We start from the raw sequence: 22508 nt of genomic DNA, 5'->3' as shown, positions 1-22508 counted from the left end.
ATGGCCAAGGACAAACCCGGGACGATCGAGGTCAGGAGTTTCGGCACCCACCATGTGATCACGCAGCCCAACCCGCTGCGCGGGATGCTGTTGCGGGTGCCCGAGAGCGATCTCGACGATCCGGTCGGGCGCGCGGAAAAGGCGCTGGCCGGCCTCTCCGGCGAATTCAAGGCCTGGATGACGGTCGAGGCCGACCGCCTCTCCGCAGCGTATGACGCCGTCAAGCGCGACGGCTTCAACGACCGCACGCGCGAGGAGCTGTTCCGCGCCGCGCACGACATCAAGGGCGATGCCGCGACGTTCGGCTATCCGTCAGCGGCCGCGGCAGCGGAGAGCCTGTGCCGCATCATCGAGCACGCGCCCGATCTCGACGCGGTGCCGCCGCAGCTCATCGCCCACCACATCAATGCCGTGCAGGCGATCGTGCGCGAGCGCACCAAGCTCGACACCGCCGTGGTGGCCGGCGTGTTGAGCAAGCAGTTGCGCGGCATTGCCGACGAATTCCTGACCCACGCCAATCGCGACCGCCCCGAGCATCTCGAGGCGATCCTCGCGCCAAGCATCGTGCCGAACGAATAGCGGCGCACGGCGCCACGGCGGCCGTCTGAACTTCCGACTGGTTTGAAGGGCGCGGCCGGGTCAGGCCGCGATCAGGTCGTCGTCGTAAGCCAGCGCGTCTTCGGCGACCAGTTCGTCGCAGAACATGCGGGCATCCTCGCGTGCCGATTCCGTCGCGAACCGGCGCAACAGGATCAACAGCGGTTCGGCCGCGGAATGGTCGGTCTCGCAATGGGTCAGCACGCGCTCCACCATGCGGCGATGCAGCCGCGCGGCGCCATCGCCGGTATCGACATAGCCGACCTCGTGGCTGGCCTCGAGCGCGACGCGGAACGCCGCGAAGGTGGATTCCGGTAGACCGGCGCGGATCAGCAGCGCCTGCAGGCCGTTGCAGCCGCGATCGTTCAGCAGCGCCGAGACGCGGCCGTAAGGCAGTCCTGACAGTTCCGAGAGCGCGGCGCCGAACAGGTCGAGGTTGCCCGACAGCAGCGCACGCAGGATCAGCCCGGCGGTGAGCTGGCCGGTGGCACGCAGATGGGTGATCAGGCCGCGCATATCCTCGCCGAAGGAGCGCGCCGCGATGTTCACCGTGGAGCGCTCGCGCGCCTCATCGGCGATCCGCCCTGCCCGGTCGGCACCGAGCCAGTTCCGTGCGACCACGAATCGCGCCAGCGTGTCGGAGAGCTTTGCGACCAGCGCGAGCCGCGTCGCGGACGGCAGGTCCTCGAGTTGCAGCATCGATTCCCGGATCGCCGCGAGATGACCGTGGCGCTCGACGATGCGGTCCCAGGAGAATGGCGCAAGCTCGGCGTGGGGATTCTCGATCAATTCGAGCGCCGCCGCGGCCGAGCCGACCTCGGCGACGGCTGCGGAGACGGATGGCGGCAGGTTGATGCGGCGCGCGATCGCACACTGCATCTCGTCGCTGGCGGTCGCGACGATGTCAACCAGATCGGCATCGATCAGTAACGGCGAATGTTCCAGCACCGGCAGCGCGATCGAGGGCTGGTCGACTGACAAGGCGCGCACGATCGCTGCCGGCGCGTCCGTGCTGCGTGCGAACACCTCGGCCATCGCCTGCCGCACCAGCGGCGACGGGTCGTCGAGCAGCATCAGCAGCGCGCCTTCAGCCGCCGTTCGATCGTCGTCGCTGAGATCCGAAATGAGCCAGGCCCGCGCCAACGCCCGCGTCGCTTCTGCGCGCTCGCCTGCCGGAGCTGTCCTAATCCAACTAATAAACTGCCGAACGATCATGGTCCTGCCGGCTTACGCAACGAAGCGGCATCGGTATGCGATGCCAATACAAGGAAAATAAACCATGACGCTTAACAAAGCGTTCACCATAAACATTTGGGATTATTGACGTTTCGTTAAGACGCCCGCGATGCGCCAAAGGCGCGTGGGCTCAGGCAGCCGGCTAGCCGTTGCTGTAGGTGCCGTTGGGATCGCTGAACAGATCGAGCCGGCCGGGCGCGCGAACCGCCGGCGTCGCCGCCGCGGTCGACGACGGCGAACTGCCCCACAATTCCTGCACCGCCGGTGAGATCGGCTGCGTGCGGTCGCCACCCTGATACAGCGAGCGGAATATCGGCGCCTGCTGCGCGGATGCCGTGGCCTGCGACGTCGCCCCGACCGCTGCACCTGCGCGGGCGTCCGGGAAAGTCGACAGATAGGCCGCGGTGTCCATGGCCAGCGCGGGCGTCGGCGCGGCGCTGGCGACCGCGTAGGGACTCATTGCGCCGCCGCCCGCCGCGGCGAAGGCCGTGCGGGTATCCTTCGAATTCGCAGCAGCGGCATAGCGCGTGGTCAGGACCGAATAGACCTGCGACACACTGCGCGCGTTGCCCGACCCGTCGTAGAAGATCGACTGATTGGCGGCCGCCGCCTTCGGAAACATCGCTGCGGCGCTGGCCGCCGGGCTGTCCTCAGCGGCGGAAATCAGCTTGCCGGCGCCGCCGACGCCCATGAAGTGCGCCATGTAAAGCTCGGCGTCGGTCGGACGCCGTCCGAGCGTGCCGGTGAGCTTGAAGCTGTTGGATTGGGTCAGCACCGCCGCCATCGACGAGGCCGCATCGGAATTGTCTCGCAACTTCATGATCGCGTTGCGCGTGGCGGGATCGCTGACCGAATAGCTGCCGTCGGAATTCCTGGTGATGGCGTCGGCATAACGGCCGTAGCCGAGCTGGCTTCCGGCCTCCTTGACGGTGCCGAGCCAGGTCTGGTCGATGAATTGATAGAGCCCGTGCGCCGACGAGGTCGCGGCGCCGGCCTGCGGATTGAAATTGGACTCCATCTTGGCGGTGGTGAGCAGATATTCGAAGCTCACGCCGGTGGTCGAGGCCGCTTGCCTGATCGAGCTCGCAATCTGCAGGCGCGATGGATCGACACCTGCCGCAGCCGAGGCAATGAATGTGTCGACCGCCATCCGTCCGATGCCTTGCCGGGCGCCGGCAATCGGCGCCCATGTCCAGGCAGACTGCGGCGATTATGGTTAATGGCGGGTTAAGCCGCTCGGCCGAGGGGGGAACGGTCCGGATGCCGCTACTTGCGATAGACCTGTGCCGGATCGAACAGCCGCTCGGCGTCGACAAATGACAGACTGACATCGCTGCCCGCGCGATCAACCCTGCGATAGAAGCAAGAACGCCGTCCGGTGTGGCAGGCAGCGCCGATCTGCTCGACCCGAATCCACACCGCGTCCTGGTCGCAGTCCATCCGCATCTCGACCACGCGCTGGGTTTGGCCGGAGCTTTCCCCCTTGCGCCACAGCGCGTTGCGCGAGCGACTGAAGTACCAGGCTTCGCCGGTCGCGATGGTCTTGCGCAGGGCTTCGTCGTTCATGTGAGCGACCATCAGCACGTCACCGGTCGCGACATCGGTCGCGACGCAGGTCACAAGACCTGCCACGTCAAATTTGGGCTGGAAGCCGAGCCCCTCCTCGCGGTCGTGATCGTGGGTCGATGCGGACACGGAAAACCTCGCTCAGCAGATGCGAGGTTACCGGGTCGGTCCTCGCACCAGGGACAGGAAACGCTGCTGCTCCGCCGGATTGTCGCGGAACATGCCGGTGAAGCGGCTGGTGAAGGTCGATGCACCATGCTTGGCGACGCCGCGCACCGACATGCAGGTATGCTCCGCCTCGATCAGCACCGCAACACCGCGGGGCTTCAGGATCTCGTCGATCGCAGCGGCGATCTGCGCGGTGAGATGCTCCTGGGTCTGCAGGCGGCGGGCGAAGATGTCGGTCAGCCGCGCCAGCTTGGACAGGCCCACGACCCGCTCAACCGGCGTGTAGGCGATATGCGCCCTGCCGTAGAACGGCATCATGTGATGCTCGCACTGCGAGGTGAACTCGATGTCGCGGACCAGGACGAAATCGTCATAGCCGGCGGTCTCGCCAAAGGTGCGGTTCAGCACTTCGGCCGGGCATTGATGATAGCCCTGATAGAGCTCGTCATAGGCTTCGACCACGCGCCGCGGCGTGTCGAGCAGGCCCTCGCGCTCCGGGTTCTCGCCGATATAGCTGAGCAGCGTCTTCACGGCGAGTTCGGCCTCGGCCCGCGACGGCCGCGGCTGATCGGCCCGGACTGCCACAGCCATGAATTCTGAAGGGTCGAGCTCGGTGGTCTTGGCGTCGGTCGGCTTGTTGGGGCGGATCGATTTGATCAAGGCGTCCATGTCTTCTCCGTTCGACCAGCCCAGGCAATGACCTTCAGGCCGGATGTGTCACCGGGCAGACGGGGCGGATATTCGAACCGCCGGGCGCCTGAGTCCCATCTTTTCTCGCGGCGGCGGAGGTGGGCCGCAGCGACCGCATGGCCGGACTGACTATATTTCCGCCAATGCCGTTCATATATAGGACGGTGAAACCAAGCCGCCAAGAGCGCCCGGCAACGCCGGAACCAGGCACCTGCCCTCATGCTGAACGACATTTACAATAAGCGGATCATCGAGTTGGCCGGCAATATTCCGCGCCTCGGCAGACTGGCCGACCCGGACGCCAGCGCCACCGCCCACTCGAAACTATGCGGTTCGACCGTCAAGGTCGACCTCAAGATGGACGGCCTCGTGGTGACGGATTTTGCCCATGACGTGAAGGCCTGCGCGCTCGGCCAAGCCTCCTCCTCGATCATGGCTAGCCACGTCATCGGCTCGACCGCGGATGAACTGCGCGAGTTGCGCGAGACCGTCCGCAAGATGCTGAAGGAGGACGGCAAGCCTCCCGGGGAAGGCAAATGGGCCGATATCGCGCTGCTCGAACCGGTGCGCGACTATAAGGCGCGCCACGCCTCGACCATGCTGACCTTCGATGCCGTGGTCGATGCAATCGGCCAAATCGAGGCCAAGGCGAAGCAGCCCGCGTAGACTTACCGCACGGGCTGCACCGGCGCGGCAGCCGCCGTGCTGCCGGTCGGCGTCGCCGCCGCGGCGGTTCTGGTCGCGGCCTGCGTTGCCTCATCTTCCACCAGGTTGCTCACAAAACGGTCACTGGTCTTCGGCTTCGCTTCGGCAACCGGGACGGCATCGTTGTGCCGCGGCAGCACGTCGGCGACCGCATCGGTCGTGACCAGATTGGTCAGACGCAATTCAGCCGGCGACAATTCGTGCAGTTCCTCCCATGGCGGCACACTGAGCGCCAGCGACAGCAGTTCGCCTCCGCCGCCCATGTCGAACGTGTACTTGGCGAGACGGCCGATATCGCGCTCGACGATCATCAGGTCCTGCGCGGTGTAGCTTGCGGCCTTGGCATCATCGGCGCGGTCACCCATCCAGATCTGGTGAACGCGAACGTGAGCGGCCGGCGGGACATACCGCGTCTTGCCGGACAGCAGCAGGAACACGCACATCGACTCGCAATAGGCATCTGGCAGCACACTGGCGCCCTGCGCCATCTTGCCGGCGACGCTAGCGCCGACCGTCGTCAGCGCACCCAGGCCGCGGAAACGGCGGCCAAGCGCGATTGCGTCGTTGACCGAACCACCGCTGGAGTCGAGCACGATCGTGGCGCCATTGAGCTGGCGCCCGCGAGCGAACTCATCGAATTCCTTCGGGCTGTCGGCCGTGATGATGCCGACCGCGGAAACCCAACCCCGGCAGTTCGGCTGGCAAGCAACCCAGCTAAACTTCATCGGCAGCTTGCGCTGTTCGACGGTTGGACCGGCCTGGGCCGGACGGGCTAGCGTGGTGGCGATGCCGGAAACTGCGATGCCAAGACTGGCAGCGCCGAGAAGCGCCCAGCCGCGCAATGAAAGCGACTTTACGAGTCTCAATTTGGTTCCTTCCCCCGTGCCCACGGTGCGAGCGGTGGCAACGGCCCCATGTCAACGCGCCACGATTCCATCGCTGGAGCGTTATCGAAACGGTATCCCTGCTGATCCTGAGCGTCCATAGAACCCCTGCTCTAGCGTCATTCGCGCAGGGCAATAATTGCCAACTGTGGCGTAAATATCTGCAACAACACAGTTCCTTGGCTTGGAACCCCCGCAAGACTACGTACATAGTCCAGAGATGCCGTCGACAGACCATTCAACGTCACACTCTGCCCGGTGCATAGAGTGTGCCACTAACATGCGCCGCCTGCCGCGCAACCTCGGTCGCGCGCTGATCTGGATCTACCGGCACACGCTGTCGCCGCTGGTCGGCTACAACTGCAGGCATCTGCCGACCTGCTCGGTCTATGGCGACGAGGCGATTGAGCGTTTCGGGCTCTGGGCTGGCGGCTGGATGACGCTGGCGCGGCTGCTGCGCTGCCATCCCTGGGGTACGTCAGGCATCGACAACGTGCCGCTCGCGGCTCCACCCGCCGCGCGCTGGTACTTGCCCTGGCGCTACGGACGCTGGCGCGGCGTCAACGACAATTGACCCAATTGTTGCAGCGCGCCCGATTGCGCGGCGCGTTGAGCCCAATGGAACTGTGGCGGAGTTGCCGCATTGTCTCTTTGGCCCTCTTGGGAGGGAACAAACAATGCGCTGGAAAATCAGCCACAACGGTCACGATCCTCGGCAGGTCGATTTGCTGGCCATTCTCGCCTTGCTGGTCCTGATCGGCGCCGCCTACGGCTACTTTACCCACAAGTCCAGCACGCCGAATACGACGGCGTTCATCGTCCCGAGCCAGAGCGTGCGGTGGTGAAGCTCCGACTGCCTGCACGAAGACCACGCCTCATCAACGCGTTAAGACGCGATGATGAGAAGCTGATTTATCTTGGTCGGATCGTACTTTAGCGCCAAAACCAGAAGAAGTCCTGCGGTGGCGGCAGCGGCGCCGGCCGCGGCCGGCGCGGCCGCGGCTTTGGCGGCGGCAGCTCTTCGACCGGCGGGGTCGCCTCCGCAGTGCCCACGCCGTCGTCAGGCAGTTTCACTGACAGCAGCAGATTGGACTCGTGCGGACGCCAGCGATAGCCGATGCCGAAATCGATCGGCTGCGCCCGGGCGAACAGTTCGGCATAGGATTCCTGGAAGCGACCGGGAAACTTCTCGATCGGACCGAGATAACGGCCAAACGGAAAGAAGCGCCACCGCTTCGAATTGTAATAGCCGAGCGGAATTCCGGAATCGTCCTGGATGATGGTCGCGCTGTTCGCAAGGATGAAGTGGCGCACCGTGGAGAAGTTGCCGGCATACATCAGGTAGGATGCGCTCTTGATCAGGCTGTTGCCGGGCGCGAACGTCGCGCAGAATTTCAGGAAGCCGCTCGCCTTCACGCCGGAATTGGAGAGATCGGTCGAGAAATAATACAGCGTCTTCTCGATGCCGTCCGAGCCCGCAAACATGATGCGAACGCCATGCACGACGTTGCGTGCCGCTCCGTCGGCACCGACGCTCAGCGTCCCGTTCTCGTCGACGGTGACCGGCTTGACGTCGCGGATCGTCTTGCCCGAGCGCGCCAGGAACACATAGAGGATCGGCAAGGTGCCGCTGAGCTCACCGGCGCGCAGGTCGGTCTTCATCTGCTTGGTGATGAAGAAGGAGAAGCTCAGGACCGATCCGAGCGAACGCTCGACATTGTAGAGCGCCGCACCGAGAGCGCCCGGCGGCAGCCCGGTCAGGTCAGGCACCGCGCCGGGCGGCTCCAGCGCGCTCAGCACATAGGTCGTGGCTTTGGAATAGAACGCGTCGGCGTAGAGGAAGTCCGGACCCGAGAACATGTAGAACATGGTCGGCTTGGGCGCGGCCAGATTGACGTCCGACCAGGCGCGGATCTTCGACAATTGCCGCTGCTCGAGCTGCGCGAACGCTCCGTCAAAGAACTTGGCGTGGCGCCGCCACGCAGGATCCCTGGTCAGCGGCATCAAGGGCGAGTCGGCCGACGGCGGCATGCCGGCGAGGAAACGCGCGGTGTCGTCCGCCGTCACCTCGGCGGCACGCACCGCCGGCGCAACGAGCAGCAAGGCCGCAGCCAGCGTCAACAGCCTCACGGGGAGCAGCATTTTCATTGTTGGCCTGGCTGTTCGGTCGCGGGACGAACCGCCCGCTTGCGGAAGATTGCGTAGATCACAAGGCCCGAAATCATGATCAAGGTGCCCAGTGCCGATTGCAGCGGGCGCTGTGTCAACAGATAGTACATCATGAACGCGGTCACGAGCAGGAAAACCAGCGGCGTGACCGGGTATCCCCAGGCCCGATAGGGACGCGGTAGCTCGGGGTGCGTGATGCGCAGCTTGATCACGGCGGCAACCGCGAAGAATGAGCAAAACAGCAGCGCAAACTGGATGAAGTCGAGCACCGCCTCGAAGCTGCGTGTCAGCAGCATCAGGGTCGCCACCGCGAGCTGGAACAGGATGGCATAGGCCGGCGCTCCCCTGCCCGAGCGATGCGCGAACATCCGCAGCGCCGGAATGTCCTCGCCCATCGTCATCATCACGCGCGGCCCGATCCACATCATCGCGCTGATTGACGAGATCAACCCGACGCAAATCATCGCGCCGACAACGCGGCCACCGATCTCGCCGAAGATGTAGTTGCCTGAGATGCGGGCGACGTCGAGCTGGCCGGCCAGCTTGTCGATCGGCGCAGTGTGCAGGAACACCGCATTGAGCGCGACATAAAGCACCAGCACGATCAGCGTACCCGACAACATCGCGCGCGGCAGATTGCGCTCCGGGAACCGCATCTCGCCGATGATGTAGGTCGCGGCGTTCCAGCCGGAGAACGAGTACATCACGAACACCAGGCTGATGGCGAAGGGCGCGCTCAGGACATAGGCGGGGTCAGCCGAGGACGGCGCAAATGACAGAGGTTGCGGCGTTGCGACCACGAAGCCGGTCACCAGGAAGGCCACGATCAGCACCACCTTCAGGATGGTCGCAACGAGCTGGAACGTCGAGGAATGCTTCACCCCGGTAAGCTGCACGATCGACACCAGCCATACCACGCCGATCGCGAGCGCGAGCGGCGGCGCGTCGGGCAGGATCGCGCGGCCATACTCCCCGAACGCCATCGCAGCCAGCGCAACCGGCGCGGCAAAGCCAACGGTCGCCGACACCCAGCCGGCGAGAAATCCGAATGCCGGATGATAGGCGCGGCCGAGGAAATTGTACTCGCCGCTCGAGCGCGGGAACATGGCGCCGAGTTCGCCATAGGAGAACACGCCGCAAAGCGCGACGATGCCGCCGACGGTCCATAACAGCAGGATCGAAAAGCCGGACGGGATATCCTTGACCTGAAAGCCGAGGCTGGTGAACACGCCGACGCCGACCATGTCAGCCACCACGATCGCGGTCGCCGTCAGGACCGAAACAGTCGAACCAGTGCCGGGAAGCGGGCCGCGCAGTGCCGCGCTTCCCGTGGGTGATGCCGCCATCTCGACCTAACCTTCAAGCCGCCGCACGCCTCTGCGCCACCATGCTGCAGGTTCGCGCCCTGCAATTCAAGCAGCGTTAACAAGGGCTTAAACTGAAATACAGCAAAGGTACTTCAGCACCCTCAAACCGAACTTGCTATCCTCCGGGCAACCACCGGAACCCGTATGCAGCAAGCCCTCCCACAATCAAGACACGATTGAATGGTCTCATCATGGCTTCCGGATGTGGGGAAATGCTCCGGAAGCTTAACGGGACCTAAACGCCGACAAGCTCAAATACGTCGTTTGCCGGTGGGTTCGGGGCAACGGGTGGGATGGTCGGGGCGCAACCGAAATTCGACAGACGTGATCGTGCGTGCTGGGTGATGCCACCCAGCGCGCGGCGTCATGTGCGATCGCCCCGCGGCGCCCGGATCGCGGCGGTCTTGCTTCTCATCCCGCTGTCACTGCCTCTCGCGCAGTGCGGCCAGGCGCCGAACGCCGACATGCTGGCGGCCAATACCCAGGCAACTGGCGACACGTTCGAGGATCGCTTCCCGGCACCGCAGTTCAAGGATCGCTTCCCGACCGAGAAGGAAAGCCTTGTTCCCTACCAGCGGACGGCAGCCGCCGCACCCGCCCAGCCTGCTCAGAAGCAGGTCGCGCCGCCCGTGCGGGTCGCCTCGATCTCGCCGACCTTGACGCTGCCGCGCCCGGCCGAGCGCGAGGAGCTGACCACGCTAGTCAGCATGAAGTCCTCGGCCTTCCCCTATTTCGGCAACAACCCGCGCACCGACGCGCCCTTCCTCAATGTCGGCGGTGGCGACCGCCGCGGCCACCGCAGCCTCAGCGGCCGCGTCTACTGGCAGAACGAGACCTACAACGACAACCGCGTGCTGGTGCACGTGCCGGAGACCTTCGACGTCAACAAGCCCGGCGTGATTGTGGTGTTCTTCCACGGCAACGGCGCGACGCTGGAACGCGACGTGCGCGACCGCCAGCTCGTGCCGCAGCAGATCACCGACTCCGGGGCCAACGCGGTGCTGCTTGCGCCCCAAATGGCCGTGGACGCCGCCGACTCCAGCGCCGGCAAGTTCTGGCAACCGGGCGGCTTCAAGCGATTCCTCGACGAGTCCGCGCATCACCTCGCCCGCCTCTATGGCGCCCCCAAATCCGAGCCGGTATTTGCCAACATGCCGGTCGTGATCATTGGCTACAGCGGCGGCTTCCTGCCGACCGCCTGGAGCCTCGAGGTCGGCGGCGCGACCAGTCGTGTCCGCGGCGTGCTGCTGCTCGATGCCGTCTACGGCGAGCTCGACAAGTTTGCCTCCTGGATCGAGAAAAATCGCACCGGCTTCTTCATCTCCTCTTACACCCACTACACCAAGCCGCATGACCGCGAGCTGATGTCGATGCTGCGCAACAAGGGCATTGCGGTCAGCGAGAGCATGGAAGGGCCGCTGCGTCCTGGGAGCGTGGTGTTCGTGCAGACCCGCGATGGCATCACCCACCGAAGCTATGTGACCCAGGCCTGGACCGAATTCCCGATCAAGCAAGTGCTGTCCAAGATGGCCGCAGCATCAGCGTTCACGCGTATGGCGAGTGCTCCGGCATCAGCGAGCCGTTGACATCTGCGTCACATGCACCGTGGTCGGGTAAACAGACCGCGCCAAGACATGCGCGGCGCTAAAGCGCGATGAGTTTAGATCGGATCAGCTTTAGCTACACGTTCGGTTCACCTCTCCCCAACGGGGAGAGGTCGATTTGCGGAAGCAAATCGGGTGAGGGGCCGCGGCGCTAATGAGAGACCGTAATCCCTCGCCCGGCGCTGCGCCGTAGCCGAAGCAGCGCTTCGGCGTTCTCCTAAGGACGGCCGCCGAAGGCGGCCTATGCCTCTCCCAAGGGAGAGGTGAAGCACCGCCGCCGCTCCAGCTCAACCCAATCTCATCACGCTTTAGCTCTGATCGAACCAGCGCCAGTGCCTGGCTCACTCGGCCGCGGCAGCACGAGTGACCCGGCGCGGCCGCGTGGCGATCACCACAGCAAGCGCCAGCGCCACGAAAACGGTCGCGACATAGCCGGCGCTATAGAGCCACTCGCGCGCGAACAGCAGCCCGCCGACCGCCGAGCCGATCGCCTGGCCGATATAGAGCACAGAGGTGTTGAGCGAGACGGACGCCGATGCGAACGCCGGCGCGGCACCGACCAGGCGCACCTGCTGCATCGAGTTGGTCGACGCAAAGCCGAGCCCCCATAGCGCGACCGAGCCCGCCATCAGCACATAAGCGCCCGCGCTCACCGCCCAGCCGGCGACGCCGGCGAGCAGCAGCCCGGTAAACAGCAGCGAGGTCTTCCAGGCACCCCAGGAATCCACGATGCGCGTTGCGATCACAATGCCGACGAACCCGAAGATGCCGTAGAGCGCGAACACGATCCCGATCGCATCGGGGCTCGCGCCGGTGAGCTTGGCGAGCAACGGCCCCATGAAGGTGAAGACCACGAACTGTCCGGACATCTGCAACGTCGTGATCGACAGCAGCAGGATGATCATCGGGTTGCGGCCGAGATCCACCCACGTCCTCAAGTCGACCGGCGCGCCGCGCAATCCGCCCGGCATGCGCCACCACAGGAACACGAAACTGGCGAATCCCGTCAGCGCGATCGCAGCATAGGTGGCGCGGAAACCGTAGCGGCTTGCGATGAAGGTGATCAGCGGGAGACCGATCGCGGCCGCGAGCGACCAGCCGAGGAAAACATAGGCGATCGTGCTGCCGCGCTTCTGCGCCGGCACAATCAGGGCCGCGGTGCCAGCCGCCTGCGGTGTATATAGCACGCCGACCGCCAGCATCACGAGACGGGTGATCAACAGACTTTCGTAATCCGGCGCAATCGCGGAGGCCGCGTTGGTCAGCGCGAGGACCAGCAGCGTCATCGTCAGCAGCACGCGCCGTTCGATCCGGCTGGTCAGCCACGCGGTGACCGGCGAGCCCACACACAGCACGATCGCGCCGAACGTGATCAGCAAGCCCGCGGTGCGGATCGTGACGCCGAGGCCGGTGGACAATTCTGTGAGCATGCCCGCCGGCGCCAGCACCGAACAGCCGGTGACGAGGTTTCCGAGCATCAATGCGGTGGGGGCGAAGCGTTTCACGCCGCGTTATTAGCAGAACTCGATTTCAATGCAACTGCATCTAAACGCATGGCCCGTCATCGATTGGAGCTGTTGCGCTCATGGCGACGGCGACGCTGGAGGCGCTGCGTTGACGCTCGGCGACGCCGCCGACGGCAGCGGGCTCGCCGGCTTTGAGCTGGTCGTCACCGCCGGACAGGACGTCAGAAGCTGCGCCCACGCAGGCTCCAGACCGGTGGTGTCGATATCGAACGTCGTGAGATCCGCCTTGCCATCGGGAGCCGACACCTCGCCGACTTGCAGATGCGCCGCCGCGAGCATGGCCTTCAGCGCGTCGGGCGCGATTGCATCGCTCCAGACCTCGAATTTCCCGATCCGCGCCGGAGATCGTCCGAACGTCACGGACGTGTCGGTGCCCGCCGTGATGACGACGGTCCTCTTGCCGGTGGTTGTCTCGTCGATCTCCCGCACGAACATCAGCCGCGCGCGATCCTTGTTCTCGCAAAACAGCCGCCACTCCATCAGGCGGAACGCGGCGCCGTCGCCTTTCTTCTCCAGCGCGAGCTTGCGGACATAGGGCCGCACGTCCTTCTCCACCGTCCAGAGTGTTTCGGTCAGCGGCCGCGTGTCGATCCCGAAGCGATAGAGCTCGAGGCGGGTCAGCACGTGCACGTTCTCGAACTTCACCGTCCTGATCAGATCGTTGAGCTCACGCCTGATCCCCATCGCCGCGACGAACGCTGCGCGATCCCGATCGGCGGTGACCATCTGCCGCTGCCTGTACTCCGCGACCGCCTGCGGAGACGGATGTCCGTGGATCACGAAGGTGAGCCGCGAATTATGCACCGCGATCGCCGCGTCGGGCGCGACCTCGCGGGTCGTCGCACCCAGGAACACGTAAGCGCAGGCCGAATTGCACATCGCATTGTGCGTGGAGAGTTCAGCTTCGACCTCACCGCGCGCGGCCTTGACCTTCAGGCATCCGGCATCGACCTGCGTGCCGGCGCACGCCGGCACGATCGCCCGGCCGATCCGGGCGGTCGCCTTGCGGGCACGCAACAACCGCGCGATGGCGTAGGATTGTTCCACGTTCCCCCCTGGCGAATGCAGGTAGATCGGGCGTTGCATGTCCTTGACGCCGGCGAGGAAGCGGCGCACGCGCGCAGCCGCATCTCGATCGATCTCGCCCTCGATGGCAATCCAGCGGTCGCAGCCGGCGCCGCATGCGTTCGCCGGCCCTTTGGCCAGGTAGATCGTGAGCTTCGGCGGATAGCCGGCCTTCTGAGCCGGCGCGTCTTGCGCCCGCAATGCACCGGCAATCGACAGCGAGGCCAACAGGAACAGAATTCGGATGAGCATGAAAACGTGCCGGATCCCGGCCGAGAATTGACGCTCGACGTTAAACGAGGAGCGGCGCCGTCGCAACGTGCGGCCCCGCATGCGCCACTGGGAAGATCTTGCCTGCGTCAGGTACAGCGGCCCGACTTCGTCCTTGCGACAGTGCCAAGATGCGGATTTTCTTGATATTGCCCGATTGCAGACGCCAAATCCCCTGCTATACCGCTGCTTTCCGCTTACCTGCGCTCGTTCGCAGGAGTGAGCCACAGGAGACTTCAATGGCCGACACGCCCAAATCCGAATCCGGATTCCAGTACAGCCTTTCCAATCTCAAGCCAGCAGAGCCCGTGCACAAGATCGCCCTCACCTTCCCCGATGGAGCGAGGCGCGAATTCGCCAAAGGCACCACCGGCCTCGATATCGCCAAGGGCATCTCGCCCTCGCTCGCCAAGCGCACCGTCGCGATGGCGCTCGACGGCACCCTTGCCGACCTCAACGATCCGATCGAAGCGGATGCGAAGATCGAGCTGATCAGCCGCGACGATCCGCGCGCGCTGGAGCTGATCCGGCACGATGCCGCGCATGTGCTGGCCGAAGCCGTGCAGTCGCTGTGGCCGGGCACCCAGGTCACGATCGGCCCGGTGATCGAGAACGGCTTCTACTACGACTTCTTCCGCAACGAGCCGTTCACGCCGGAGGATTTTGCCGCGATCGAGAAGCGGATGCGCGAGATCATCGCGCGCGACCAGCCCTTCACCAAGGAAGTCTGGGATCGCGAGAAGACCAAGCAGGTCTTCCGCGACAAGGGCGAGGCTTTCAAGGTCGAGCTGGTCGACGCCATTCCGGGCGACGAGCCGATCAAGATCTATTTCCAGGGCGACTGGTTCGATCTCTGCCGCGGCCCGCACATGACCTCGACCGGCAAGGTCGGCAACGCCTTCAAGCTGATGAAGGTCGCGGGCGCCTACTGGCGCGGCGATTCCAACAATCCGATGCTGACGCGGATCTACGGCACCGCGTTCGCCAAGCAGGAGGATCTCGACGCCTATCTCAAGCAGATCGAGGAAGCCGAGAAGCGCGATCATCGCAAGCTCGGCCGCGAGCTCGACCTGTTCCACTTCCAGGAGGAAGGCCCGGGCGTCGTGTTCTGGCACCCCAAGGGCTGGACCATCTTCCAGCAGCTCATCGCGTATATGCGGCGCCGGCTGACCGGCGACTACAACGAGGTCAATGCGCCGCAGATCCTCGACAAGGTGCTGTGGGAGACCTCCGGCCACTGGGACTGGTATCGCGAGAACATGTTCGCGGCGCAGTCGGCCGGCGACGAGGCCGAGGACAAGCGCTGGTTCGCACTGAAGCCGATGAACTGCCCCGGGCACGTGCAGATCTTCAAGCACGGCCTGAAGAGCTACCGCGACCTGCCGTTGCGGCTGGCCGAGTTCGGCGTCGTGCATCGCTACGAGCCGTCGGGCGCCATGCATGGCCTGATGCGCGTGCGCGGCTTCACCCAGGACGACGCCCACGTGTTCTGCACCGAACAGCAGCTCGCTGACGAATGCCTGAAGATCAACGACCTGATCCTGTCGACCTATGGCGACTTCGGCTTCGACGGCGAGCTCACGGTCAAGCTCTCGACGCGGCCCGAGAAGCGGGTCGGCACCGACGAGATGTGGGATCATGCCGAGCGCGTGATGGCGACCGTGCTGTCGGAGATCAAGGCCAAGGGCAGCAACCGCATCAGGACCGAGATCAATCCGGGCGAAGGCGCGTTCTACGGGCCGAAGTTCGAATACGTGCTGCGCGACGCGATCGGCCGCGACTGGCAGTGCGGCACGACCCAGGTCGACTTCAACCTGCCGGAGCGGTTCGGCGCGTTCTACATCGATCACGACGGATCGAAGAAGGTGCCGGTCATGGTGCACCGCGCGATCTGCGGCTCGATGGAGCGCTTCATCGGCATCCTGATCGAGCACTACGCCGGCCATTTCCCGCTCTGGCTCGCGCCGACGCAAGTCGTGGTCACGACCATCACCTCCGAGGGCGACGAATACGCCAAGGTGGTGGCGGCTGCGGCGCGCCGCGCCGGCCTGCGCGTCGAGATCGATCTGCGCAACGAGAAGATCAACTACAAGGTCCGCGAGCATTCGCTGGCCAAGATCCCGGCGCTGCTCGTCGTCGGCAAGAAGGAGGCCGAGACGCATTCGGTCTCGATCCGCCGCCTCGGCAGCGAGCGGCAGACCGTGATGCCGACCAGCGAGGCGATCGCCGCCCTGGTGGACGAAGCGACCCCGCCGGACGTCAGGCGGGCGCAATCGGCGGCCTGATCCTCACAATCGGTCTAAATTGACTTTCATCGGCCTGGTCGTGCCCCCATCTCGGGGGCACGACTTAACCTGAAGGACATGTCCGTGCCCGATGCCATTGAACTTTTGAAGACCCGCCGCTCGATCAAGCCTCGCGAGATGACCGGGCCCGGCCCTTCGCCGGCCGAGCTCGAGACCATCCTGACGATCGGCGCGCGCGTTCCCGACCATGGCAAGCTCGCGCCCTGGCGCTTCATCGTATTCGAGGGCGATGCCCGGTCACGCGCCGGCGACGTGATCGCCAAGGTGTTTGCCAAGAAGAATCCGGGCGCGGCGGCTTCCGATATCGAGATCGAGAAGAAGCGCCTGACCGATGCCCCGCTGGTGATCGGGATCGTCAGCTTCACTAAGCCGCACCCGAAGGTGCCGCCGTGGGAGCAGGAGCTGTCGGCCGGCGCAAGCGCGATGAACATCGTCACCGCGGCAACCGCGCTTGGCTACGGCGCCTGCTGGCTGACCGGTTGGTTCGTCTTCGACCGCGATGTGCTCGATGGTCTTGGCCTGAAACCCGACGAAAAGCTCGCCGGCCTGATCCATATCGGCAAGCCGACCAAGCCGAGCGAGGACCGCCCGCGCCCCGCGCTGTCGGACATCGTCACGCGGTTCTGAGATGCGTCCACCTCCGTGATTGCCGGGCTCGACCCGGCAATCCATCGGGACAGTGGATTCTTTCCAGGGGAAGATAGATGCCCGGGTCAAGCCCGGGCATGACGACCGAAAAGCCGCTACGCCGCCTTCGACGCGCGCTCGGCAAAGCCGGTCAGCAACGCCGCGATCTCGCTCGCCGGCTTCGCGGCGCTGAACAGGAAGCCCTGCACCTCGTTGCAGCCTTCCGCCCGCAGCCAGTCGAGCTGATCGATGGTCTCGACACCCTCCGCCGTCGTCGTGATCTTGAGGCTGCGGCCGAGCCCCGAGATCGCTCGCACGATCGCGAGGCAATCGGAGCGCCGCGCCAGATCCTTCACGAACGAGCGGTCGATCTTGATCTTGTCGAACGGGAAGCTGCGCAGATAGCTCAGGCTGGAATAGCCGGTCCCGAAATCGTCCATCGAGATGCTGACGCCGAGCTCGCGCAACTGGTGGAGGATCGCGAGGTTGGCTTCGGTTTCCGCCAGGAACACCGACTCGGTGATCTCGAGTTCGAGCCGCCGCGCCGACAGGCCGGAATGCGCCAGCGCCGAGATCACCGCCTGGACCAGATTGCGGCTGCGGAACTGCACCGGCGACAGGTTGACGGCAACCTTGACGTCGGCCGGCCACTTCGTCGCTTCCGAGCAGGCCTCGCGCAACACCCACTCGCCAAGCGCGACGATCAGGCCGATATCTTCCGCGACTGGAATGAATTCCGCAGGCGAGACCATCCCCTTTTGCGGGTGCCGCCACCGCAGCAGAGACTCGAATCCGCTGATCCGATCGGCCGCGATGTCGACCAGCGGCTGGTAGTGCAGCTCGAACTCGCCATTGGTGAAGGCAGCGCGCAAATCGCGCTCCATGTCGCGGCGCTTCTGTGCCTGCCGGTCCATCTCGGGTTCGAAGAAGTGGTGCACGCCGCCGCCCTCGGACTTGGCGCGGTACAGCGCCATGTCGGCGTTGCGCATCAATTCTTCCGACGTCGTGCCGTCGCCCGGCGACAGCGCGATGCCGATGCTGGCGCCGACCACGACTTCGAGCCCGTCGATGTCGTAGGGCGCACTGAGGATCTCGATCAACCCTTCGGCAAAGGCGCTCGCATCGTTCGGCGAAACGTCGGCCGCGAGCACGATCGCGAACTCGTCGCCGCCGAGGCGCGCAGCCATGTTGTCGCCGTGAACCTCCGATCTCAGCCGCTCCGCCACCAGCCTGAGCAGCCGATCGCCCATCGGATGGCCGAAGGAGTCGTTGACGTTCTTGAACAGGTCGAGGTCGACGCACATCACCGCGACGCGCTTGTTGCCGGAGGGGCCGCGCTCCAGCGCAACGCGCAGGCGCTCCTGGTAGAAGTCGCGGTTCGGCAGGTTGGTAAGCCCGTCATGGTGTGCCATGTGAGCGATCCGCGCCTCGGCGGCGCGGCGTTCCGTGATGTCGACGATCGCGACCAAATAGCCATCGCGGCCATCGAACGTCACCTTGCGCCCGAAGGTCAGCACATGGATCTCGCGCCCATCGGCCTTGATGTGCCGCCAGTCGCGGCTGGATTGATAGATGTCGCCGATCTCGCGCAGCGCTTCGCTATGGACGGCCCACTCGTCTTCCGGCCAGATCTCGCGCAGCGTCATGCGGAGGAATGTCTCGCGGCTATATCCATAATGCTGAACGGCCGCGTCGTTGACGCTCAGGAACTGCATCGTGTCAGCGTCGAACACCCACATCGGCATCGGGTTGTTCTCGAACAACAGGCGGAACGAAACCTCGCGCTGCTTCAGCGGGGTGACGTCGGAGACCGTCAGCGACAGCATGTCGCCGAACGCCGTGACACCGAGCCGAACACAGCGGTCGCCGCTGTCGATCTCGAACTGCCCGCCGCGGCCGCTTGCGACCAACGCGCGGAGCCGGTCGATCACCTCAGGCGCGGCAAGCGGATTGCCGCCGGCGGACAGCCGGCGCCACAGCAGATCGGTCGCCGGCTGCATCAAGAGCCTTGCGGCGCCCTGGTTGAGATGCACGACCTGGAAGTCGGCTGGTTCGCCGGCGGCATTGCGGATCGCGGCGAGCGACAGCACGCCCTCGTCGGTGGCCGAGAAGATCGTGTCCAGCAGATTGTACTGAGCGCTGCGCTCATTGACGTAGACGCCGACCAGCATGCCGCCCCAGCGTGACCGCGTCGGCAGCGCCAGCACGTCGTAGGTCCGCACCAGGCCGTCGCGCACACAATGCGCCGATGCCAGATAGGGACGGTTGTTCTGGCGCGCGTTGGCCGCGGCTTCGGCCAACGCCGTCGCGCAGTCCGGTGGCAGCGCACTCAACGGGACGTCCCAGCGGTCGTCGTTCAACCACGCCTGGATATAACGGCCGGGGTGAGAGACACGCAGCACGCCATCGTCGCTCCGCAGCAGCACGATGTGATCGGCGAGCCGGCCGAGACTGCCGAGCATCACGTCTTCATAATGCGGCAGCTTCTCGCCCGGACGGACCGCCGCTTGCCACTTGCGCTGCAGAACCGGGACGTCGGCGAACATCTCGGTGTTGAATTTGGCCGATGTCTTTGCTGATTTCTTGTTGGCCACGACCATGGCACGCCCCGCTCACGCAAACGCTTGTCCCCGCGGCATCCAAGTGATCCGCACTTAATGCCATGTAAAGAACGGGAACGCGGCGTGCCGCCCGGTCGATTATGACAGTTTAAAGTCGCGCGATGGTTAGTTCGCTTTAGAGATTATGACAGTCGCATGACATGCCACTGTCCCTAGCGCGCGACGACCTCGACCTCGCCATCGACGCCGTTGACGACGTTGAAGGGACGCTCGAACACCTTGCCTTCGTTCTTGGCAATCGCGCGATACTCGCCCTCGGAGAGCACCACACGCGGGAACGCGCCGATCGATTCCTTGATCACGTCACCGCCCGGCGTGATCACCGACCAGGCGGTATTGGCAAGCGCCTCACCGCCCTTCTCGCTCACCAGCTTGAGGGTGATAACGGCGGCGCGATGGGTGACGGTCACGTCGGTCAGCTTGCCGGCCTGGACGCGGATATCGGAGCGCACCACGGAGTTGGCGTCACCGTAGTTGGAGACAATGTAGTAGGTCCCCTCCGGCAACAGCGCGACGTCGCCGGCGGTGACGTTGGGGATCAGCGGATTGCGATCCGAACCGTCGAACTGGCTGCCCTTGTAGATCGCGAACGAAATCTGGTTGGCGGGGATCTTGCTGGTGCCGACGCGGCCTTCGATCCGCAGGCCCCCGGCCGGCAGCACGAAGGACTCGCGGTCGGTCTCCGACTTGAGGCTGACGGCACGGACCGCGCTGACCAAACCGAGCGCGACATGCACCACATAATTGCCGGGCGGCAGCACGATATTGGGCGTCGCTCCGCGCTCCTCGCGGACCAGCTTGAAGGTGCCGTTCTCGTCCGGCTTGTCGGCGAACACCCGCCACACCAGCCCGCCGTTGATGACGGGCATGTCCTTGCCGTACCGCGCCGTCAGCGCAAGCACTGCCTGGCCCACCGTCGAGGCACCCGGCGGCGGCGCCACGGGCGGCATGGTCGCAATCGACGGCTGGACGATGGTGGGCTGGGTGAGCGGCGACGGCAACGTGGGGCCGGAGCCCGCTCCGGAGGGTGGTGCCAGATTGAACGCCGGGCCGGAGGGTCCCTCCGGGACCGGGGCCGGCGGGATCGGTGGCGGCCGATCGCTGAACAATTGAGCCGACGCTGAACCGGGCAACAGGGCAATCACGATGGCCGCAAGCGCGAGCACAACCAACGGAAGGAGCCGCCACCTTCCCCGTCCGCGTCCGCCGATGCCATTGCCCCACGAAGTCATCGCCATGCTTTTCAACGAAAACGCGGCAAATTCAAGCCTTCGTGGCGGCCCGGGCGCCTTGATCCCCATTTGGAACAGTTCGATCAAGCCGATGTTAGCTCTAGCGTCGCGGTCCAGTCACAATCCCTGCCTAGGCCGAGCCAGCCGGGCATAAACCATGCACATGGACGATTCTGGCGCAGCAACGCCGCGAGGACTAAGCTCGTGCCGGCAGGAGATGTGTCGTGTTGGATAGCTGGATGGGCCGTGGCCACAAGAGCTCCGACGGCCCCGACAAGGTCGGACTGGGAACGGTTCGCCGTCCCGTGATCGGGCTTGCCCTCGGCGGCGGCGCCGCCCGCGGCTTTGCCCATATTGGTATCATCAAGACGTTGCTCGCCCACGGCATTGTCCCCAACGTCGTGGTCGGCACCTCGATCGGTGCCGTGGTCGGCGGCGCCTATGCCGCGGGTCACATCGAGACGCTGGAGCAATGGGCCCGCGGGCTGCAGCCGCGCAGTGTGCTCGGCTACCTCGACATCCGCCTCAACGGCTCCGGCCTGATCGGCGGCACCAAGCTCGCCGCCGAGCTCGAGGCGGCGCTGGGTCAGTCGATGATCGAGGACCTCTCGGTGAAATTCGCCAGCGTCGCGACCGAGGTGCGCACCGGCCACGAGATCTGGCTGACCCACGGCCGGGTGGTTGACGCCATGCGCGCTTCCTACGCCCTGCCCGGTATCTTCGCTCCCGTGCTGATCGGCGATCGCTGGCTGGTCGACGGCGCGCTGGTCAACCCGGTGCCGGTGTCGGCCGCGCGCGCACTCGGCGCCGAGGTCGTGATCGCGGCCAATCTTTCCAGCGACGTGTTCGCGCACTCGACCACGATCTACAACCACGGCCAGTCCGCCGCACCGGCGGTAACGGTCGCGGTGACCGCCGAGACGGTGCTCGAGCCGGAGCCGCCGAAGCGCCGCTTCGGACGCTTCTTTTCGGCCGAGCGCACCGTCAAGCGCGAATTCTTCGGCAGCGCGAGCCGGCCGGGCATTTCGAGCGTCATGGTGGACGCTTTCAACATCATGCAGGACCGCATCACCCGGGCGCGCCTCGCCGGCGATCCGCCCGATATGCTGATCTCGCCCCGGGTCGGCCAGATCGGCTGGTTCGACTTCCACCGCGCCGATGATCTGATCGCACACGGCATCCGTGCCGCCGAGCGCGCCATCGGAGCGATCGAGGAAGCGATCGACATCCTGGCGCCGCCGTCGACCGGCGCCGTGGGCAAATAGCGCCTCAAGCCGTCTTGATGTAGTCGCGCAACGCCTCCTGCTCGTGCTCGTATTCCTGCACGCGCCGCTTGACGATGTCGCCGATCGAGATCAGCCCGACCACCTTGCCTCCCTCGAGCACGGGCAGATGGCGAAACTTGCCCGTCGTCATCATCTCCATGATCCCGCTGACGGTGTCGGTCTCCCGGCAACTGACGACCTTCTTCGTCATCACCGCGCTCACCGGCTCATCCAGCACGGCGGCGCCGCGCTGGCCGAGCACGCGCACGATGTCGCGCTCCGACAGAATGCCCTCCACCCGGTCCTGATCCATCACCAGCACCGCGCCGATCTTGCGCTCACCGAGCAGCTTGATCGCAGCCGCGAGCTTCGCGCCCGGCTCCACGCTGACGATCTGATGGCCCTTCGCATCAAGAATGGAACGTACCGTCATTGTCGCCTCCCTGAATCCGTTCGTCTCCCCTTCGGGGATCGAGCCTGTTCGCCAGAGCCTTCAATCAACAGTTCCGCGCCGATTTCGGTTCCGGGGCGCGTCAACGGCAGCGCTGCAAATTTGTCAGCCTACCTTATCTTGCATCGCGAAGATGATGGATGAATTCGACCCGAGCCA

20 protein-coding genes are annotated in these 22508 nt (G+C 65.1%); 8 read left to right on the top strand and 12 right to left on the bottom strand.

Annotated elements, in window-relative coordinates; all coding sequences use genetic code 11:
• Window positions 1-579, top strand: a complete 579-nt coding sequence (locus tag P6U30_RS15150) for an Hpt domain-containing protein (RefSeq protein WP_407169764.1) — start codon at window positions 1-3, stop codon at window positions 577-579.
• Between the two features lie 60 nt (window positions 580-639).
• Here P6U30_RS15150 and P6U30_RS15145 read toward each other — a convergent pair whose 3' ends face one another.
• The 4 genes from P6U30_RS15145 to folE form a co-directional block, all read right to left on the bottom strand.
• Complete coding sequence (locus P6U30_RS15145; RefSeq protein ID WP_407169763.1) at window positions 640-1812, bottom strand: DUF2336 domain-containing protein; 1173 nt, start codon at window positions 1810-1812, stop codon at window positions 640-642.
• Window positions 1813-1975: 163 nt separating this feature from the next.
• Complete coding sequence (locus P6U30_RS15140) at window positions 1976-2983, bottom strand: transglycosylase SLT domain-containing protein (RefSeq protein ID WP_407169762.1); 1008 nt, start codon at window positions 2981-2983, stop codon at window positions 1976-1978.
• Between the two features lie 116 nt (window positions 2984-3099).
• Entirely contained in the window at window positions 3100-3528 is a 429-nt protein-coding gene (hisI, locus tag P6U30_RS15135; protein WP_407169761.1) for a phosphoribosyl-AMP cyclohydrolase, read from the bottom strand.
• Window positions 3529-3555: 27 nt separating this feature from the next.
• Window positions 3556-4236, bottom strand: a complete 681-nt coding sequence (folE, locus tag P6U30_RS15130; protein WP_407151832.1) for a GTP cyclohydrolase I FolE — start codon at window positions 4234-4236, stop codon at window positions 3556-3558.
• A 240-nt stretch (window positions 4237-4476) separates the two neighbouring features.
• Here folE and P6U30_RS15125 point away from each other — a divergent pair, with 240 nt between their 5' ends.
• Window positions 4477-4923 (top strand): iron-sulfur cluster assembly scaffold protein, encoded by a 447-nt coding sequence (locus tag P6U30_RS15125; protein ID WP_407169760.1) that lies wholly within the window; start codon window positions 4477-4479, stop codon window positions 4921-4923.
• Window positions 4924-4925: 2 nt separating this feature from the next.
• On the opposite strand, the gene P6U30_RS15120 is transcribed toward P6U30_RS15125, so the two are convergent.
• Window positions 4926-5828, bottom strand: coding sequence for a hypothetical protein (locus P6U30_RS15120; protein ID WP_407169759.1), 903 nt, complete (start codon window positions 5826-5828; stop codon window positions 4926-4928).
• Between the two features lie 298 nt (window positions 5829-6126).
• Between P6U30_RS15120 and yidD the strand changes: the two genes are divergently transcribed.
• On the top strand, window positions 6127-6420 hold the full coding sequence (yidD, locus tag P6U30_RS15115; protein WP_407169758.1) for a membrane protein insertion efficiency factor YidD: 294 nt from the start codon (window positions 6127-6129) through the stop codon (window positions 6418-6420).
• Window positions 6421-6523: 103 nt separating this feature from the next.
• Window positions 6524-6691, top strand: coding sequence for a hypothetical protein (locus P6U30_RS15110; protein ID WP_407169757.1), 168 nt, complete (start codon window positions 6524-6526; stop codon window positions 6689-6691).
• A gap of 88 nt (window positions 6692-6779) precedes the next feature.
• Here the strand turns inward: P6U30_RS15110 and P6U30_RS15105 are convergent, their stop codons facing one another.
• Together P6U30_RS15105 and P6U30_RS15100 are read right to left on the bottom strand one after the other, a co-directional pair.
• On the bottom strand, window positions 6780-7988 hold the full coding sequence (locus tag P6U30_RS15105) for a hypothetical protein (RefSeq protein WP_407170461.1): 1209 nt from the start codon (window positions 7986-7988) through the stop codon (window positions 6780-6782).
• Between the two features lie 2 nt (window positions 7989-7990).
• Window positions 7991-9361, bottom strand: a complete 1371-nt coding sequence (locus P6U30_RS15100) for an APC family permease (RefSeq protein ID WP_407169756.1) — start codon at window positions 9359-9361, stop codon at window positions 7991-7993.
• Window positions 9362-9675: 314 nt separating this feature from the next.
• Between P6U30_RS15100 and P6U30_RS15095 the strand changes: the two genes are divergently transcribed.
• On the top strand, window positions 9676-10968 hold the full coding sequence (locus P6U30_RS15095; RefSeq protein ID WP_407169755.1) for an alpha/beta hydrolase: 1293 nt from the start codon (window positions 9676-9678) through the stop codon (window positions 10966-10968).
• Window positions 10969-11327: 359 nt separating this feature from the next.
• On the opposite strand, the gene P6U30_RS15090 is transcribed toward P6U30_RS15095, so the two are convergent.
• Window positions 11328-12464 carry an MFS transporter gene (locus P6U30_RS15090; protein WP_407170460.1) on the bottom strand — a complete coding sequence of 379 codons (1137 nt, stop codon included), beginning with the start codon at window positions 12462-12464 and terminating at the stop codon, window positions 11328-11330.
• Between the two features lie 105 nt (window positions 12465-12569).
• Complete coding sequence (locus P6U30_RS15085; RefSeq protein ID WP_407169754.1) at window positions 12570-13829, bottom strand: hypothetical protein; 1260 nt, start codon at window positions 13827-13829, stop codon at window positions 12570-12572.
• Between the two features lie 257 nt (window positions 13830-14086).
• Here P6U30_RS15085 and thrS point away from each other — a divergent pair, with 257 nt between their 5' ends.
• Window positions 14087-16132, top strand: a complete 2046-nt coding sequence (gene thrS / locus P6U30_RS15080; RefSeq protein ID WP_407151824.1) for a threonine--tRNA ligase — start codon at window positions 14087-14089, stop codon at window positions 16130-16132.
• Window positions 16133-16216: 84 nt separating this feature from the next.
• Entirely contained in the window at window positions 16217-16780 is a 564-nt protein-coding gene (locus tag P6U30_RS15075) for a nitroreductase (RefSeq protein WP_407169753.1), read from the top strand.
• A gap of 116 nt (window positions 16781-16896) precedes the next feature.
• Here P6U30_RS15075 and P6U30_RS15070 read toward each other — a convergent pair whose 3' ends face one another.
• Together P6U30_RS15070 and P6U30_RS15065 are read right to left on the bottom strand one after the other, a co-directional pair.
• A complete protein-coding gene (locus tag P6U30_RS15070) occupies window positions 16897-19380 on the bottom strand; it encodes a putative bifunctional diguanylate cyclase/phosphodiesterase (protein WP_407169752.1) in 2484 nt (827 codons plus the stop codon).
• 173 nt (window positions 19381-19553) lie between these two features.
• Window positions 19554-20633: a hypothetical protein gene (locus P6U30_RS15065; protein ID WP_407170459.1), complete on the bottom strand. Its 1080-nt coding sequence runs from the start codon at window positions 20631-20633 to the stop codon at window positions 19554-19556.
• A gap of 224 nt (window positions 20634-20857) precedes the next feature.
• Between P6U30_RS15065 and P6U30_RS15060 the strand changes: the two genes are divergently transcribed.
• Window positions 20858-21898, top strand: a complete 1041-nt coding sequence (locus P6U30_RS15060) for a patatin-like phospholipase family protein (protein WP_407169751.1) — start codon at window positions 20858-20860, stop codon at window positions 21896-21898.
• Between the two features lie 4 nt (window positions 21899-21902).
• Here the strand turns inward: P6U30_RS15060 and P6U30_RS15055 are convergent, their stop codons facing one another.
• The gene (locus P6U30_RS15055) at window positions 21903-22331 is read right to left on the bottom strand and encodes a CBS domain-containing protein (RefSeq protein ID WP_407169750.1); all 429 of its coding nucleotides are present in this window, start codon (window positions 22329-22331) and stop codon (window positions 21903-21905) included.
• Window positions 22332-22508: the final 177 nt, after the last annotated feature.

This window comes from Bradyrhizobium sp. ORS 111 (assembly GCF_045571485.1).
Classification (GTDB): Bacteria; Pseudomonadota; Alphaproteobacteria; order Rhizobiales; family Xanthobacteraceae; genus Bradyrhizobium.
This window is presented reverse-complemented; position numbering and strand designations above follow the sequence as displayed.

What these genes read in the sequence shown, in the direction of transcription:
- P6U30_RS15140 (WP_407169762.1), bottom strand. Translation starts at nt 2,983, where the DNA reads ATGGCGGTCGACACATTCATTGCCTCGGCTGCGGCAGGTGTCGATCCA.
- thrS (WP_407151824.1), top strand. Translation starts at nt 14,087, where the DNA reads ATGGCCGACACGCCCAAATCCGAATCCGGATTCCAGTACAGCCTTTCC.
- P6U30_RS15065 (WP_407170459.1), bottom strand. Translation starts at nt 20,633, where the DNA reads ATGACTTCGTGGGGCAATGGCATCGGCGGACGCGGACGGGGAAGGTGG.
- folE (WP_407151832.1), bottom strand. Translation starts at nt 4,236, where the DNA reads ATGGACGCCTTGATCAAATCGATCCGCCCCAACAAGCCGACCGACGCC.
- P6U30_RS15055 (WP_407169750.1), bottom strand. Translation starts at nt 22,331, where the DNA reads ATGACGGTACGTTCCATTCTTGATGCGAAGGGCCATCAGATCGTCAGC.
- P6U30_RS15095 (WP_407169755.1), top strand. Translation starts at nt 9,676, where the DNA reads ATGGTCGGGGCGCAACCGAAATTCGACAGACGTGATCGTGCGTGCTGG.
- P6U30_RS15150 (WP_407169764.1), top strand. Translation starts at nt 1, where the DNA reads ATGGCCAAGGACAAACCCGGGACGATCGAGGTCAGGAGTTTCGGCACC.
- P6U30_RS15085 (WP_407169754.1), bottom strand. Translation starts at nt 13,829, where the DNA reads ATGCTCATCCGAATTCTGTTCCTGTTGGCCTCGCTGTCGATTGCCGGT.
- P6U30_RS15070 (WP_407169752.1), bottom strand. Translation starts at nt 19,380, where the DNA reads ATGGTCGTGGCCAACAAGAAATCAGCAAAGACATCGGCCAAATTCAAC.
- P6U30_RS15100 (WP_407169756.1), bottom strand. Translation starts at nt 9,361, where the DNA reads ATGGCGGCATCACCCACGGGAAGCGCGGCACTGCGCGGCCCGCTTCCC.
- P6U30_RS15145 (WP_407169763.1), bottom strand. Translation starts at nt 1,812, where the DNA reads ATGATCGTTCGGCAGTTTATTAGTTGGATTAGGACAGCTCCGGCAGGC.
- P6U30_RS15090 (WP_407170460.1), bottom strand. Translation starts at nt 12,464, where the DNA reads ATGCTCGGAAACCTCGTCACCGGCTGTTCGGTGCTGGCGCCGGCGGGC.
- P6U30_RS15110 (WP_407169757.1), top strand. Translation starts at nt 6,524, where the DNA reads ATGCGCTGGAAAATCAGCCACAACGGTCACGATCCTCGGCAGGTCGAT.
- yidD (WP_407169758.1), top strand. Translation starts at nt 6,127, where the DNA reads ATGCGCCGCCTGCCGCGCAACCTCGGTCGCGCGCTGATCTGGATCTAC.
- P6U30_RS15105 (WP_407170461.1), bottom strand. Translation starts at nt 7,988, where the DNA reads ATGCTGCTCCCCGTGAGGCTGTTGACGCTGGCTGCGGCCTTGCTGCTC.
- P6U30_RS15125 (WP_407169760.1), top strand. Translation starts at nt 4,477, where the DNA reads ATGCTGAACGACATTTACAATAAGCGGATCATCGAGTTGGCCGGCAAT.